At 70.8% G+C, this 12,426-nt stretch carries 13 protein-coding genes; 5 read left to right on the forward strand and 8 right to left on the reverse strand.

Translation table 11 applies throughout. The annotated features are described in order from the left end of the window. Positions 1-79: 79 nt before the first annotated feature. The 5 genes from ACJA3G_RS16545 to ACJA3G_RS16565 all read right to left on the reverse strand — a co-directional run bounded on the left by ACJA3G_RS16545 (position 80) and on the right by ACJA3G_RS16565 (position 3,846). The gene (locus ACJA3G_RS16545; RefSeq protein ID WP_406553749.1) at positions 80-187 is read right to left on the reverse strand and encodes a putative leader peptide; all 108 of its coding nucleotides are present in this window, start codon (positions 185-187) and stop codon (positions 80-82) included. Positions 188-545: 358 nt separating this feature from the next. Further along, on the reverse strand, positions 546-1,295 hold the full coding sequence (locus ACJA3G_RS16550) for a DUF2993 domain-containing protein (protein ID WP_406553750.1): 750 nt from the start codon (positions 1,293-1,295) through the stop codon (positions 546-548). Positions 1,296-1,349: 54 nt separating this feature from the next. Then, positions 1,350-2,741 (reverse strand): hypothetical protein, encoded by a 1,392-nt coding sequence (locus tag ACJA3G_RS16555; RefSeq protein ID WP_406553751.1) that lies wholly within the window; start codon positions 2,739-2,741, stop codon positions 1,350-1,352. A gap of 10 nt (positions 2,742-2,751) precedes the next feature. Further along, positions 2,752-3,006 (reverse strand): MoaD/ThiS family protein, encoded by a 255-nt coding sequence (locus ACJA3G_RS16560; RefSeq protein ID WP_406553752.1) that lies wholly within the window; start codon positions 3,004-3,006, stop codon positions 2,752-2,754. A 33-nt stretch (positions 3,007-3,039) separates the two neighbouring features. Then, positions 3,040-3,846: an alpha/beta hydrolase family protein gene (locus ACJA3G_RS16565; RefSeq protein WP_406553753.1), complete on the reverse strand. Its 807-nt coding sequence runs from the start codon at positions 3,844-3,846 to the stop codon at positions 3,040-3,042. Between the two features lie 229 nt (positions 3,847-4,075). Between ACJA3G_RS16565 and ACJA3G_RS16570 the strand changes: the two genes are divergently transcribed. Beyond that, entirely contained in the window at positions 4,076-4,888 is an 813-nt protein-coding gene (locus ACJA3G_RS16570) for a winged helix-turn-helix domain-containing protein (RefSeq protein ID WP_406553754.1), read from the forward strand. A 24-nt stretch (positions 4,889-4,912) separates the two neighbouring features. After that, positions 4,913-5,935: a LacI family DNA-binding transcriptional regulator gene (locus tag ACJA3G_RS16575; protein ID WP_406553755.1), complete on the forward strand. Its 1,023-nt coding sequence runs from the start codon at positions 4,913-4,915 to the stop codon at positions 5,933-5,935. Positions 5,936-6,340: 405 nt separating this feature from the next. Here the strand turns inward: ACJA3G_RS16575 and ACJA3G_RS16580 are convergent, their stop codons facing one another. Together ACJA3G_RS16580 and ACJA3G_RS16585 are read right to left on the reverse strand one after the other, a co-directional pair. Next, positions 6,341-6,823 carry a RidA family protein gene (locus tag ACJA3G_RS16580; protein ID WP_406553756.1) on the reverse strand — a complete coding sequence of 161 codons (483 nt, stop codon included), beginning with the start codon at positions 6,821-6,823 and terminating at the stop codon, positions 6,341-6,343. Beyond that, positions 6,820-6,978: a DUF4177 domain-containing protein gene (locus ACJA3G_RS16585; RefSeq protein WP_020129281.1), complete on the reverse strand. Its 159-nt coding sequence runs from the start codon at positions 6,976-6,978 to the stop codon at positions 6,820-6,822. The genes ACJA3G_RS16580 and ACJA3G_RS16585 overlap by 4 nt, the downstream gene beginning before the upstream one ends. A gap of 71 nt (positions 6,979-7,049) precedes the next feature. Here ACJA3G_RS16585 and ACJA3G_RS16590 point away from each other — a divergent pair, with 71 nt between their 5' ends. Together ACJA3G_RS16590 and ACJA3G_RS16595 are read left to right on the forward strand one after the other, a co-directional pair. Further along, the gene (locus ACJA3G_RS16590) at positions 7,050-8,012 is read left to right on the forward strand and encodes an ArsA family ATPase (protein ID WP_406553757.1); all 963 of its coding nucleotides are present in this window, start codon (positions 7,050-7,052) and stop codon (positions 8,010-8,012) included. A 2-nt stretch (positions 8,013-8,014) separates the two neighbouring features. After that, positions 8,015-9,283 (forward strand): ArsA family ATPase, encoded by a 1,269-nt coding sequence (locus tag ACJA3G_RS16595; protein WP_406553760.1) that lies wholly within the window; start codon positions 8,015-8,017, stop codon positions 9,281-9,283. A gap of 45 nt (positions 9,284-9,328) precedes the next feature. Here ACJA3G_RS16595 and ACJA3G_RS16600 read toward each other — a convergent pair whose 3' ends face one another. Beyond that, positions 9,329-9,694, reverse strand: a complete 366-nt coding sequence (locus tag ACJA3G_RS16600; RefSeq protein ID WP_406553758.1) for a WhiB family transcriptional regulator — start codon at positions 9,692-9,694, stop codon at positions 9,329-9,331. A 481-nt stretch (positions 9,695-10,175) separates the two neighbouring features. Here ACJA3G_RS16600 and ACJA3G_RS16605 point away from each other — a divergent pair. After that, positions 10,176-12,426 (forward strand): transglycosylase domain-containing protein (locus tag ACJA3G_RS16605; RefSeq protein WP_406553759.1); only part of this gene is annotated, 2,251 nt, incomplete at its 3' end.

Genomic DNA, 12,426 nt, shown 5'->3' on the forward strand with positions numbered 1-12,426 from the left:
GGGGGTGGCCCTGAAGAACGTTCAACGGGCCCGGGGAACACGGGAGTTGCCGTCTCTTCGCAGAGAGGGGCGGGTCCCGTCAGACGTGGCGACAGAGCATGGCGGCGACGCGGCACAGGTCGACTGCCCGCCGCTTCGTGAGATCCGCCTGTCCCCGCGACCGGAGGACGCTCGAATTGCTCTGCATGCGTCCGATCGTAGGGACGGACGGGCGGCCATGTCACCGGTGTGTCGCATTTTGAGACACGATCATCCGGATAGTGGGACGGAGAAGGGTGCGGGGCGCCTTTCGCCCGCGCCCGGGACGCCTCGGCCGGGGGCTTATCTGCCCAGCGGACGCTACTGTCTCAGCATCCGGCTACCTGTCGGCCCCATGCTCCATTCCGCGGGCCGGTGGGGGCTTGAGCGCGCAGTTCCCCGCGCCCCTCAGAAGCCTGTGGCTGAACTGGGCTCTCCCGCCGCGGCGGACCCCTGAGGGGCGCGGGGAACTGCGCGAGCAACCCAGCACGGTCCGCAGCCGAAAACCCACCCCGCCCAGCGCAGTGCTACCCGGCCAGGGCGACGTTCGTCCCGGTCCCGGAGAACCGCAGCCCGTCCTGCACCGCGCTCACCTTGTCCAGCTTGATCCCCCGGGGCAGACCCTCGATCTTCAGGTCGTAGTCGAGGACCTTGCGCAGCTTCTCGTCAAAGCCGGGCACCGGCAGCTTGGGCAGCTCCGAGGACCGCACCCGCACGGTCGCGCCCCCGTCCGTCGTGACCGTGCTGTACTCGCTGACCGTCCGCCCCGCGAGCAGCACCTTCAGGCTGGCCGGGACCTGCACACCGGCCCCTTCCAGCAGGTCCGCGAGCGGTCCGCTCACCTGAACCTGCCCCTTGGCGGCCCGCTCCGGCCCGGCGTAGCCGACCGTGGCGCCCTTGGGCGCGGACTTCGTCAGATCGGCGTACGAGATACGGGCCGAGCCGTCCGCCCGTACCGCCGTGGCGGAGGAGTAGCTGCTGTTGACCTTCACGTCGTGCAGCTTGGCGCGGACCTCGGTGACGTTGACCGAGTGGCCGTCGGCCGTCGCGGTGACCCCGCCCAGCTTCACGTCGACCTCGTCGAACTCCTTGCTCATCGCCTGGGTGAGGAAGGGGAAGCCGTTGATCGAGACGTCAGGGGTCTCCCGCAGCCCCTGACTGCTCTTTATCTTGTCGGCCACCTTCGACTCGACGACGTTCACCGCGATGCGGTCCGCGGCGACGAAGAGGCCGCCGAGAACCACCGCGACGATGAGCCAAATCCGGAGTGCGCGCATTGCGTACGAGTCCCCCCACGCTGGTCGTTGACCCTGCGAGCCTAACTCCCGGAATTACCCGATCACTCGACCGATCAGATACAGAGCGGGAACAGCCGCGGTCAGCGGCAGCGCCACGCCGGCCGTCATATGGACGAACCGCGACGGGTAGTCGTAGCTGGCCACCCGCAGCCCGATCAGCGCGCACACACCCGCCGCGAGGCCGAGCAGCGCGCCCGAGGCGCCCACGTCCGTCAGCCGGCCGACCACGATCCCGGCGCCCGCCGCCGCGAGCAGCGCGACCACGACGGAGGCCGGGGCGGGCAGCGGCAGCGCGCGGGCCGGGACGGCGACGGCCACCGCCACCGCGCCCACCGCCACCGCGTGCGGGATCGCCGCGAGGTAGCCGGCGGCCAGGATCGCGAGCGCCGCCGAGGCCACGGTCGCCATCAGGCCGTACATCCGCTCGTCCGGATCGGCGTGGCTGCGCAGCTGGAGCACCAGCGTGAGCAGCACCCACACCCCGAGCGTGCCCAGGATCGCGGCGGGCGCGTGCTCGTCGCCGACGGCGAGCAGGGCCGCGTCCGCGACCAGGCCGCCGAGGAAGGCGAGCGCGATGCCCTGCCGGGCGGGCCACATCCCGTTGAGCCGGAACCAGCCCGCGGCCGTGACGGCCTGGAGCAGCACCAGCGGCACCACCAGCGCGTACTGCCCGATGCCGGACGCGGCGGCGAGGAGCGCGCCCAGGACGGCGGTGAGGGCCGCGGGCTGCATCCCGGGCGCGATGATCGGCGAGCGGCCCTCGGCGCGGGCGCGCTGGGCGTCCGTGATCCGGGTGTTGCCGACGGTGGTGGGCGAGCCGTAGACGGGGCCGTCCCCGTCGCCCACGGGCGCGGCGGCCGGCTCGGGCTCGCGCGCGGGCGCCTCCGGGGGCAGCGGCACGGACCCCGTCCGCGGCGAGGGATACGCGGCGTCGTCGGTGGAGGGCTGGGCGTACGCCTGCGCGTACTGCTGCTGCGCGGGCTGCTGCCGGGGCACGGGCTGCTGCTGCGCGTACTGCTGCCGGTCGGGCTGGGGCTGCGACGGCGCCTGCTGCTGCGGCTGGACCAGGGGCTGGTACTGGGTGTCCCAGGTCTGGCCCTCCCACGTCTGCGTGTACCGCTGCTGCTCCTGGTACGAGGCGTCGTGCGGAAACTGCTGCTGCGCGGGCTGCTGATGCTGCTGCTGGTACGGCTGGTGCTGCAAGGGCTGCCCGTACTGGTCGTACTGCTCGTACTGCTGATACGCGTCGTACTGCTGAGACTGCTGCGGCTGCTGGGCCTGCTGCGGCTCCTGGTACTGCTGCGGCTGCTGCGGCTCGTGGTGCTGCTGGTGCTGCTGCTCCTGGTACTGCTGGACCGGCTGCCCGTACTGGTCGAACCGCGGATACGGCTCTTCGTACGGATGCGGGTACTGCTGATCGCTCATGACGTGGGGGTCACCCTCCTGCGAACGGCGGGAGCACCTCGACCGTGCCGCCCTCGGCAAGCCGTACGGTCTCATGCCCGCGGGTCCCGACGGGGTTCCCGTCGACGAGGAACGAACACCTCAGCAGCACACGGGTCAGCTCACCGGGGTGGCGCTGGCGCACCCCGTCCAGCGCCTCGGCCAGCGTGGCCGCCGCATACGGCTCCTCCGCGACACCCGCGGCGGATTTGGCCGCGGCCCAGAAGCGGATGGTTCCCGCTGCCATGGCGACCCTCCTTTCGTCGTCCCCCATGATGGGCTACGCCACCGACAGCCAGTGCGCGATGCGGCGCAGCAGGGCCTCCCCGGCCGCGTTCTCCGCGTGCCCCATGCCCTCCTCCAGCCACAACTGCGCGGGCCCGGCGGCGGCCAGCATCCTGGGGTGGTCGAGCGGGAAGTACGGGTCGCGGTCGCCGTGGACGATCAGGAGCGGGGTCGGCGCGATCAGCGGGACCGCCTCGACCGGCGAGAGCGGCACCGGGTCCCACGGGCGGGAGTCGATCCGGGTGGCGAAGCCGAACCGTCCGACCAGGCGTCCGGCGGGCCGGGTCACCATCCAGTGCAGCCGCCGCATGGGGGCCGTCCCCCGGTAGTACCAACGGGCCGGCGCACTCACGGACACGACGGCGTCGGTCCGTGCCCCGGTGAGCCCCCGGTGCGTCGCCGCGTGCCGCAGGACTACGGAGCCGCCCATGGAGAACCCGACGGTGACCACGCGCGCGTAGCCGAGTGATCTCGCCCACTCCACCGCCGCCGCGAGGTCGAGCACCTCGCGGTCGCCGACCGTGGAGCGTCCGCCGGAGCCGCCGTGGCCCCGGAACGAGAACGTGACCACGCCCGCGTACTGGGCGAACACCCCCGCCGCCCGCCGCACCGCGGGCCGGTCCACCGAGCCCGTGAAGCCGTGCGCGACCACGATCGCGGTGTCCGTGCGGCCCGCCGCGCAGGGGTCGTGGACGGCCTCCACGGACACCCCGTCCGAGGTGCGAAGAGTGGCGCGCCGCGGTCCCCTGGTGATCGAGGAAACATCCACAGTGTGAAATCGGCCCTCTGCCCCGGAACTCATGTGGGCTATTCTGCTGGGCAGAGGATCCGGGCAGCGCAGCCCCCGGGTCCTTTTGCGTTTCCTGATCGTTGTTACGAGCAGGTGAACAAAGGCTCTCAGGGCGCGGGAGCCTTGTGGATGCGCAGTGCCGTAAATGTCCTCGCAGGGACCGAGGAGGAACCGACGTCATGGGCGAGCAATCCGTGCACGAACCGAAGAAACCGACGACGACCCGGGCAGGTGGGGCGCGATGAGTTCGCTGCTGCTCCTGACCAACGCCCTCCAGCCGTCGACGGAGGTGCTCCCCGCGCTCGGCCTGCTCCTGCACAACGTGCGGGTGGCCCCCGCCGAGGGCCCGGCCCTGGTCGACACCCCCGGTGCCGACGTGATCCTCGTCGACGGCCGCCGTGACCTTCCGCAGGTCCGCTCCCTCTGCCAGCTGCTCCGCTCCACCGGGCCCGGCTGTCCGCTGATCCTGGTGGTCACCGAGGGCGGCCTCGCCGCCGTCACCGCCGACTGGGGCATCGACGACGTGCTCCTGGACACCGCGGGCCCCGCCGAGGTCGAGGCGCGGCTGCGGCTGGCGATGGGCCGCCAGCAGATCACCTCCGACGACTCCCCCATGGAGATCCGCAACGGCGACCTCTCCGTGGACGAGGCGACGTACAGCGCGAAGCTCAAGGGCCGGGTCCTGGATCTGACCTTCAAGGAGTTCGAGCTCCTGAAGTACCTCGCCCAGCACCCCGGCCGGGTCTTCACGCGCGCGCAGCTGCTCCAGGAGGTCTGGGGCTACGACTACTTCGGCGGTACGCGGACGGTCGACGTCCACGTACGGAGGCTGCGGGCCAAGCTCGGCCCCGAGCACGAGTCGCTGATCGGCACCGTCCGGAATGTCGGGTACCGGTTCGTCACCCCCGAGAAGGTCGAACGGGCGGCCGAAGAGGCCAAGGCGAAGGCGGCGGCGGAAGCCGAGGCCAAGTCGGCCGCGCGATCCGTGGCCTCCCCACCGGTCCCGGCCGCCACGGAGCCGGAGGAAGCCTCCGTACGCCCTGCCCAGAGGTAGGTCACCCCGCGTAGACTCCCGCTCGTGGCCAAGGTGACGCGGGATGATGTGGCGAGACTTGCGGGTACGTCGACCGCGGTCGTCAGCTATGTCATCAACAACGGACCGAGGCCGGTCGCCCCGGCCACGCGCGAGCGGGTACTCGCCGCGATCAAGGAGCTGGGCTACCGGCCCGACCGGGTTGCCCAGGCGATGGCCTCCCGGCGCACGGACCTCATAGGCATGATCGTCCCGGACGCGCGCCAGCCGTTCTTCGCGGAGATGGCGCACGCGGTGGAGCAGGCGGCGGCCGAGCGCGGGAAAATGGTCCTGGTCGGCAACTCCGACTATCTGGACGACCGCGAGGTCCACTATCTGCGGGCGTTCCTCGGGATGCGCGTCGCCGGTCTGATCCTGGTCAGCCAGGGTCCCAGCGAGCGCGCGGCGGCCGAGATCGACGCCTGGGACGCGCGTGTGGTGCTCCTCCACGAACGCCCGGAGGCGATCGACGACGTGGCCGTCGTCACCGACGACATCGGCGGCGCCCAGCTGGCCACCCGCCACCTCCTCGAACACGGTCACGCGTACGTGGCGTGCCTCGGCGGGGTCGAGTCGACCCCGGCGGTCGGCGACCCGGTGGCCGACCATGTGGAGGGCTGGCGGCGGGCGATGCTGGAGTCCGGGCGACCGACGGAGGGGCGGCTCTTCCAGGCGCCCTACAACCGGTACGACGCGTACCGGGTCGCCCTCGACCTCCTGTCCGGGCCGGACCGGCCCCCGGCGATCTTCTGCTCCACGGACGACCAGGCGATCGGTGTGCTCCGCGCGGCGCGCGAGCTGCGGATCGATGTGCCGGGGGAGCTGGCGGTGGCGGGCTTCGACGACGTGAAGGAGGCGGGTCTGACGGACCCGCCCCTCACCACGGTCGCCTCCGACCGCCCCGCGATGGCGCGCGCGGCGGTGGACCTGGTCCTGGACGACGGGCTCCGGGTGGCGGGTTCCCGCCGCGAACGCCTGAAGCAGTTCCCGTCCCGCTTGGTGATCCGCAAGTCCTGCGGCTGTGCATAGCCGGGCCTTCGCCTGCGGCCCGGCGGCTGGCCGATCGCGCAGTTCCCCGCGCCCCTGAGGGACGACCTTCGGCTGCGGACCGTAGGTGGCTGAGCGCGCAGTTCCCCGCGCCCCCAAGGGGCCGTCCATCGCCTGCGGATCGCGGGTGGCTGGTCGCGCAGTTCCCCGCGCCCCTGAGGGGGTCCGGCGGATCCAGAGAACAGAGCTGAGCCACAGCCCCCTAGGGGCGCGGGGAACTGCGCGAGCAACCCGGCACGACCCGCAGACGAACACGTCTTTTCAGGGGCGCGGGGAACTGCGCGCTCAGCCCCCACCGACCCGCGGACGAAACCAGGCGCCCAGGGCCGCGGGGAACCGCGCGAACAGCCGGCCCCGCCGCCCCGCAGACGAACCCCGGGCCAGAACCTACGCGGGCTCGACCTCGACCTGGATCTCCACCTCGACCGGCGCGTCCAGCGGCAGCACCGCCACCCCCACCGCACTACGGGCGTGCACACCCTTGTCACCCAGGACCGCACCCAGAAGCTCACTCGCCCCGTTGATCACGCCCGGCTGCCCCGTGAAGTCGCTCGCCGAGGCGACGAACCCCACGACCTTCACCACGCGCACGATCCGGTCGAGATCACCCACCACGGACTTCACCGCCGCGAGCGCGTTCAACGCGCACACCCGCGCCGCGTCCTTCGCCTCCTCGGCCGTGACCTCCGCCCCGACCTTGCCCGTCAGCGTCAGCCGGCCCTCGACCATCGGCAGCTGCCCGGCCGTGTACACGTACACACCGGACCGCACGGCCGGCTGGTACGCGGCCAGCGGCGGCACGACCTCCGGCAGCGTCAGGCCGAGCTCGGCGAGCTTCGCCTCCACCACGCCCGCGCCGACGCCGCTCATGCCTTCGCCCGCTTCAGGTAGGCCACCAGCTGCTCGGGGTTGTTCGGCCCGGGAACGACCTGGACCAGCTCCCAGCCGTCCTCGCCCCAGGTGTCCAGAATCTGCTTGGTCGCGTGCACGAGAAGGGGCACGGTCGCGTATTCCCACTTGGTCATGGGCCGACTGTATCCGCTGGCGAGGGCAGCCTCATGCGTAGGCCGCCCGGGGACTGGTTAGGCTCGACGACGTGAGCAGGCTCCAGGTCGTCAGCGGCAAGGGCGGTACCGGCAAGACCACGGTCGCCGCAGCCCTCGCGCTCGCCCTCGCGACAGAGGGCAAGCGCACGCTCCTCGTCGAGGTCGAGGGCAGACAGGGCATCGCGCAGCTCTTCGAGACGGAGGCGTTTCCGTACGAGGAGCGGAAGATCGCCGTGGCGCCCGGCGGCGGGGAGGTGCACGCGCTGGCGATCGACGCCGAACGGGCCCTGCTCGACTACCTCCAGATGTTCTACAAACTGGGCTCGGCCGGCCGCGCCCTGAAGAAGATCGGCGCCATCGACTTCGCCACCACCATCGCCCCCGGCGTCCGCGACGTCCTGCTGACCGGCAAGGCGTGCGAGGCGGTGAGGCGTAAGGACAAGCAGGGGCGGTACGCGTACGACCATGTGGTCATGGACGCACCGCCCACCGGGCGGATCACCCGCTTCCTCAACGTCAACGACGAGGTCGCCGGTCTCGCCAGGATCGGCCCGATACACAACCAGGCGCAGGCCGTGATGCGGGTGCTGAAGTCCCCCGAGACGGCCGTGCACCTGGTGACCCTCCTGGAGGAGATGCCGGTCCAGGAGACCGCCGACGGCATCGCCGAGCTGCGCGCCGCCGACCTGCCGGTCGGCGCCGTCATCGTGAACATGGTCCGCCCGCACCTGCTGGACGAGGAGGCGGTCCGGGGCGTCACCGGCGACCGGCGCAAGGACGTCGCCAAGGCGCTCACCCGGGCCGGTGTCACCGGCTCGGCCAAGCTGGTCACCCCGCTGCTCCAGGAGGCCGCGGAGCACGCCGAGCGGGTGGAGCTGGAGCGCGAACAGCGGTCGGTGGTCGCCGGGTTGGGGGTCCCGGCGTACGAACTGCCCCTGTTCGGTGAGGGAATGGATCTGGCCGGACTCTACCGCCTGGCCGTACGACTGCGAGGGCTCGGGGTGGGGCAGTGACCATGGACGCGGCGGCGCCGCTCGGCATCGACCCCCTGCTCGACGACCGGAAGACGCGGATCGTGGTGTGCTGCGGTTCCGGCGGCGTCGGCAAGACGACCACGGCCGCGGCGCTCGGGCTGCGGGCCGCCGAGCGCGGTCGCAAGGTGGTCGTCCTGACCATCGACCCGGCACGCCGGCTCGCCCAGTCGATGGGCATCGACTCGCTGGACAACACCCCGCGCCGGGTCAAGGACGTCGAGGGCGACGGCGAGCTGCACGCCATGATGCTCGACATGAAGCGGACCTTCGACGAGATCGTCGAGGCGCACGCGGACCCCGAGCGCGCCCGGGCGATCCTCTCCAACCCGTTCTACCAGTCCCTGTCGGCCGGCTTCGCGGGCACGCAGGAGTACATGGCGATGGAGAAGCTGGGCCAGCTGCGGGCGCGCGACGAGTGGGACCTGATCGTCGTGGACACCCCGCCCTCGCGCTCGGCGCTCGACTTCCTCGACGCGCCGAAGCGGCTGGGTTCGTTCCTGGACGGGAAGTTCATCCGGCTGCTCATGGCGCCCGCGAAGATGGGCGGCCGGGCCGGGATGAAGTTCCTCAACGTCGGCATGTCCATGATGACCGGCACCCTGGGCAAGCTCCTCGGCGGCCAGCTGCTGCGCGACGTACAGACGTTCGTGGCGGCGATGGACACGATGTTCGGCGGTTTCCGCACCCGCGCGGACGCCACCTACCGGCTGCTCCAGGCGCCCGGCACCGCGTTCCTCGTGGTCGCCGCGCCCGAGCGGGACGCGCTGCGCGAGGCCGCGTACTTCGTGGAGCGCCTGGCGGCCGACTCGATGCCGCTCGCCGGTCTCGTACTGAACCGGGTGCACGGCAGCGGCGCGGCCCGGCTGTCGGCCGAACGGGCGCTCGCGGCGGCGGAACACCTGGAGGAGGGCCCGGGGGAAAATCTTGTCGACGGCCGCATTGTCGATCAGGGGTACGGGAATGCTGAGGATCGTGGCACCGGTGGTTCCTCTCCCGAAGCTCTCTCCCCCACCGGTCCCGAGGACGGCGTGTCGGTCGACCGGCTGACCGCCGGTCTGCTGCGTCTGCACGCCGAGCGGATGCGGGTGCTCGCGCGTGAACAGCGCACACGTGATCGCTTCACCGCGCTCCACCCCGAGGTTCCGGTGGCCGAAGTGGCCGCCCTGCCCGGCGACGTCCATGATCTCGCCGGGCTCCGGGCCATCGGGGAACGGCTCGCGGCCCAGGAAGAGGCGGCCGGAGCGCTCTGAGTACGGCCGGCGCGTCTCCTCAGGCCCGCGCCGGACGGATACGGCCTATCCCACGGCCGCGTACGTCTCCTCCACGGCGTGCCGGTAGGCGTACGCCTCGTCGTCGTCCACGCCCACGGGCAGGATGCCCGTGCTGCGCTCGTACTCCGTACGCGCCGTCTCCAGAAGACGGCGCCAGGACGTGACGGTGGGGCGTCGGCGCAGCAGCGCGCGGCGTTCCCGTTCCGTCATGCCGCCCCACACGCCGAATTCGACGCGGTTGTCCAGTGCGTCCGCGAGGCACTCGGTCCGCACCGGACATCCGGTGCACACCGCCTTCGCCCTGTTCTGAGCCGCACCCTGTACGAACAGTTCGTCCGGATCGGTAGTGCGGCAGGCTGCCTGCGCACTCCAGTCGGTTACCCAGCCCATGCCGGCGCCGTCCTCTCCCGAATCGAGGCTCCCCCACGGCGGCAGAGGCATATTCACCGCTGCCAGTTGAGGACGTTACGGAAGGTGGGCACAGCGCAACACCCCCTTCGGGCCCAATCTTGAATGGCCCGAACGGACTATGCGTACGCGGCAGATCACCCAACGGAGTGAGCGGGGGACAAACGTCAGAAACCCGATATAGGGGGACGTTTCAGTTGAGCCAGAACGGACGCCGGGTGACGCATGAGGCGTAAACGGGCGGCGAATCCGGGACAGCCGCCCTCCTGCGAGAGCCGAACAGTGGGATACAGCGGGTTACAGCGGACTACATGCATCGACCGGCCCGACGAATTTTTGCGAACACCGGCGGGTATCGACACGGGTATCGACGTGGTGCGCGACCACACTGCTGTGACAGTTGACAGCAGCTTAGGCCAGAGCATTGACCCGTGTCCGGCGAATCAGAACGTAGGCTGCCCCCATGGCAAAGAAGCGCTCGGGCGGTGGTCTGACCGGGACCCAGCAGGCCGCCAAGTTCGTCGGGGTGAGTGTGCTCTCCGGAGCGGTGCTCGCGGGCATCGCGCTGCCGGCGTTCGGCGCGCTGGGGCTCGCGGCCAAGGGCACGGTCGAGGGATTCGACGAGATCCCCGCCAATCTGAAGACCCCGCCGCTGAGTCAGCGCACCACGATCCTGGACAACAGGGGCGGTCAGATCGCCACGGTGTACTCGCGCGACCGCACGGTGGTCCCGCTGGCGGACATCTCGCCGTACATGCAGAAGGCGATCGTCGCGATCGAGGACGCGCGGTTCTACGAGCACGGCGCGGTCGACCTCAAGGGCGTACTGCGCGCCCTGAACAAGAACGCCACGTCCGGCGGGGTGGCCCAGGGCGCGTCCACGCTCACCCAGCAGTACGTGAAGAACGTCTTCGTGGAGGAGGCCGGCGACGACCCCGACAAGGTCGCCGAGGCCACCCAGCAGACGCTCGGCCGCAAGGTCAAGGAGCTGAAGTACGCGATCCAGGTCGAGGAGGAGCTCGGCAAGAAGAAGATCCTGGAGAACTACCTCAACATCACGTTCTTCGGGCAGCAGGCGTACGGCGTCGAGGCCGCCGCCAAGCGTTACTTCTCCAAGCCGGCCAAGGACCTGAAGCTGGAGGAGGCCGCCATGCTGGCGGGCATCGTCCAGTCCCCGAGCCGGTACGACCCGGTCAACGACGCCACCGAGGCCAAGAAGCGCCGTGACGTGGTCCTGCAGCGGATGGCCGACAAGAAGGACGTCTCGCAGGCCGAGGCGGACCGTGCCAAGGCCGTGCCGATCAGGCTGAAGGTCTCCAAGCCGAAGAACGGCTGCATCACGGCCGTCAGCGGCGCGGGCTTCTTCTGCGACTACGTCCGCGAGGTCTTCCTCTCGGACCCGGTCTTCGGCAAGACCAAGGAGGAGCGGGCCAAGCTCTGGAACCAGGGCGGGCTGACGGTCCGTACGACCCTGGACCCGCAGGCCCAGCAGTCCGCCCAGGCCTCCATCAAGGACCACGTCTACCAGTCCGACAAGGTCGCCACCGCCGTGACGCTGGTCCAGCCCGGCACCGGCAAGATCATGGCGATGGGCCAGTCGCGGCCGTACGGCTTCGGCAACCACGAGACGCAGATCAACTTCTCGGTCAACAAGCAGATGGGCGGCTCGAACTTCGGTTTCCCGGTCGGCTCGACCTTCAAGCCGTTCCTGGCCGCCGCGGCGATCGAGGGCGGCAAGCCGCCGACGCAGGAGTACCCGTCGCCGTACGAGATGGACTACCCGGAGACCGTCCAGACCTGCGGCGCCAAGCCGTGGGTGAACACCAGGCACGAGTCGCTGGAGAACGAGAACGAGTCCGAGCACGGGCCGTACGCGCTGAAGAAGGCGATGGAGAAGTCCGTCAACACGTACTTCGTGCAGATGCTCGGCGAGATCGGCATGTGCCCGGTGTCGCAGATGACGGACAAGCTGCATGTGGTGCAGGGCAGTGGCGCCAAGCTCCCGATGGTGCCGTCGGCCCTGACCCTGGGCTCCACCGGTATCTCGCCGCTGAACATGGCGAGCGCGTACGCGGCCTTCGCGTCCCGGGGCACCTACTGCACGCCGGTCGCCATCGAGTCGATCAAGAAGGCGGACGGCAAGTCGCTGCGGGTGCCGAAGTCCACGTGCAGCCAGGCGATGTCCCAGAACACGGCCGACGCCATCAACACCCTGCTGCGCGGTGTGACGGACTCCGGCACGGGTGTGCTGGCGGGTCTGTCGGACCGCGACAACGCGGGCAAGACCGGTACCACCGACCAGCGCAAGAACGCCTGGTTCGTCGGCTACACGCCGAACCTGTCGGGCGCGGTGTGGGTCGGCAGCCCGCTGCAGAACGTCGAGATGGAGAACATCACGATCGGCGGCGTCTACAAGGAGAAGGTGTACGGCGGTGAGGTCCCCGGCCCCATCTGGAAGGACGCCATGACCGGCGCCCTCTCCGGACTGCCGGCCCCCGAGTTCGTACGGGTGGACATCCCCGACCCGCAGCAGTCGAAGGAACCGCCGGCGGACCCGGACAGCGCCAAGGGCCAGACCCCCGGCAAGAACAAGGGCGGCAAGAAGCACCGCCCCGGCGGCGGCGACAACAAGCCGGGCGGCGGAGGCGGAGGCGTCACGGTCCCGCCGAACCCGGGCATCTCGATCCCGCCGGGAGTGATCGGCGGGGCGGGCG

Source organism: Streptomyces sp. YS-3, from assembly GCF_045257485.1.
In the GTDB taxonomy this organism is placed as follows: Bacteria; Actinomycetota; Actinomycetes; order Streptomycetales; family Streptomycetaceae; genus Streptomyces.